Origin of the sequence: Vibrio sp. V09_P4A23P171 (genome assembly GCF_963875615.1) — a bacterium.
Taxonomy (GTDB): Bacteria; Pseudomonadota; Gammaproteobacteria; order Enterobacterales; family Vibrionaceae; genus Vibrio; species Vibrio anguillarum.
The window spans coordinates 1-2,484 of sequence record NZ_CAWNMR010000063.1 but is presented as its reverse complement, the minus strand read 5'-3'; the positions used below and the strand labels follow the sequence as shown (position 1 = coordinate 2,484).

At 42.1% G+C, this 2,484-nt stretch carries 2 protein-coding genes; one reads left to right on the top strand and one right to left on the bottom strand.

The genetic code is table 11. From position 1 onward, the window contains the following. Window positions 1-440: 440 nt before the first annotated feature. A complete protein-coding gene (locus AACT23_RS15075) occupies window positions 441-944 on the bottom strand; it encodes a hypothetical protein (protein ID WP_094127990.1) in 504 nt (167 codons plus the stop codon). 126 nt (window positions 945-1,070) lie between these two features. On the opposite strand from AACT23_RS15075, the gene AACT23_RS15070 reads away from it, so the two are divergent. After that, the gene (locus AACT23_RS15070) at window positions 1,071-1,427 is read left to right on the top strand and encodes a hypothetical protein (RefSeq protein ID WP_176428647.1); all 357 of its coding nucleotides are present in this window, start codon (window positions 1,071-1,073) and stop codon (window positions 1,425-1,427) included. The last annotated feature ends 1,057 nt before the right edge of the window (window positions 1,428-2,484 follow it).

Genomic DNA, 2,484 nt, shown 5'->3' with positions numbered 1-2,484 from the left:
CAAGCAAGAACTGTGATAAATGAGCCGCCAAAACAAAGTCCACCTTTCAACAACAAACCAAGCTTTTGAATCAGGAAAACTCAACGAGCGAAAACTTCAGCAAGTACAAAATGCTCGATAAACTTGCCCTTTCCACACTTTGCGCACGCTGAATTGACAATAAACCAGCGCTAAAACTGATTGAGGCAAACAAAGAACCTTGCCTGTTTTACGGCTTGAGTAAACCGAGAATTTTAGGGTAAAAATGCTCATTTGCCGACAACACAAAACGAATAGCCGGTGAAATCCCAAAAGATTGAGCCCCTAAATTTACCTGAGTTGCATAACGCCCGCTTAAGGGGCAGCCAACGCTACTGCTAACTTTCCGCATAACACCGTAACCACAAAAACCAACGCATAGTAAAAATGCCACGCGTTGGCTGTCCCTCTTGAAGCGTTTGTTATAGCCTTTTCTTAACCGAGGTCTCAGCCATAAAAAATTGAGCTGCCTCATTAAGAACTTCTACTACAGACTCTCCATTTCGGACATTCTCATCCAGCGGAAATATCCAGTCAAAAAAAGCAACTTGATCGTTATCTATAACTTGATTTAACCCACTCTGAATCTCAGCAGATGTAAGTGGCGTCTTTTGAGAATTTCCCTTCTTAAAAGCATGGCCAATATAAGCACTCCTAAACGAGTACATTTTCCTATTCTCAATTTCCTTTTTTATGTTTCTAATTTTAACTAATAAGTGATCTGGCAATTGCTTGAACTCCAAACCATAGTGACAATACACCTCATCAAATCTACATAGAGAAATTACAATCTGTGATAAACACATGCGATTTACTGGCATGTACAATTCACTAGCAACTTCTTCTACAAACACTTGGCTTGGAGCAAGCAGGTCAGTCACAATATCAATTAATAACCACTGCAACTCTTCAAATCTAGAAGCCATATGTGAAACTCCTGTAGGCTATAACGCCCGCTTAAGGGGCAGCCAACGCTACTGCCAAGCTTCCGCATAACATCGTAATCACAAAAACCAACGCATGGTAAAAATGCCACGCGTTGGCTGTCCCTCTTGAAGCGTTTGTTATGTTTAAGCTTCAATGACTTACGTTTTACCAAAACCAAGATTAACCCAGCATTGACTCACAAACAAAAGCCAAAACCCAGAAAACTGAAACGACTCATAGATTTGAAAAACAGACTTCGAATTTTGGCAATTCAAGCCCAAAAACCTGTGATCAAAATATTGATTGAGCCAGCCGAACCAACCTCGCGCTTACTCGAAAATCGACTGAGGCGATTCTCTGAATTTCCAGCGCCAAAGAATAGATGTCCAGAAAGCAGCGCCAAACGAAGCCAGCTTGCCGACAAACACAAAACCAACAAGCCAAGGGAGCAAGAAAAGATGCAACCAACTGATTTTTGGTGATTAAACATAACGCCCGGTTAAGGGGCAGCCAACGCCATTACCAAGCTTCCGCATAACACCGTAACCACAAAAACCAACGCATAATAAAAATGCCGCGCGTTGGCTGTCCCTCTTGAACCGTTTGTTATGTTTAAGCTTCAATGACTTACGTTTTATCAAAACCAAGATTAACTCAGCTTTGATTCACAAACAAAAGCCAAGACCTAAAAACTGAAACGACTCATAGATTTGAAAAACAGACTTTGAATTTCGACAATTCAAGCCCCAAAACCTGTGATCAAAATACTGATTGCGCCAACCGCCCTAACCTCGCGCTTACTCGAAAATTGAATGAGGCAATTCTCTGAATTTCCAGCGCCAAAGAATAATTGTCCGGAAAACAGCGTCCGCTGAAACCAACTTGCCGACAAACACAAATCCAACAAGCCGAGGGAGCAAAGAGAAGATTCAACCAACTGATTTTCCGTGATTAAACATAACGCCCTGCTAAGGGGTGAGCAATGCACTGCAAAAGCTACCGCACACCGACTTAATCACAAAACCCACCGCATGCTAAAAATGCCACGCATTGCGAATCCCGCTTAAGCAGTTTGTTAGCTTAAATTTCAGTACCTTAGATTTACCAAGCCTGAGGTTACACCGATTTGGAAAACCAACAAACCACCTGAACTTTAAAACCCGAAATGACTCAAACTTTGTGGCCGTTCATGCGCTTTGAAAACCAGTAAATTTTGAGAACTCATTTCCGGAAAACTCAAAGCGAAAGTAAAACTGCCAAAGCGACTTTGCGCCAAATTTGCTAACCTCGCGCAATCCCAAAACTCAATTGAGGCAACTGCTCGAAACTCGCGTTGGCAAACAATGCTGATTTGCCGAGAAACCTGAACGAATGACCAGAGGAAGAAAAAACAGGCTGCAAACAATTGATTTTTATTGTTTTAAGCTAACGCCCAATTAAGTGGTGAACAACGCACTGGCCAAGCCGCTGCATTGCACCATAAAACACTTTACTCAACGCATAGTAAAACTGCCACGCGTTGAGAATCCACTTGAATTG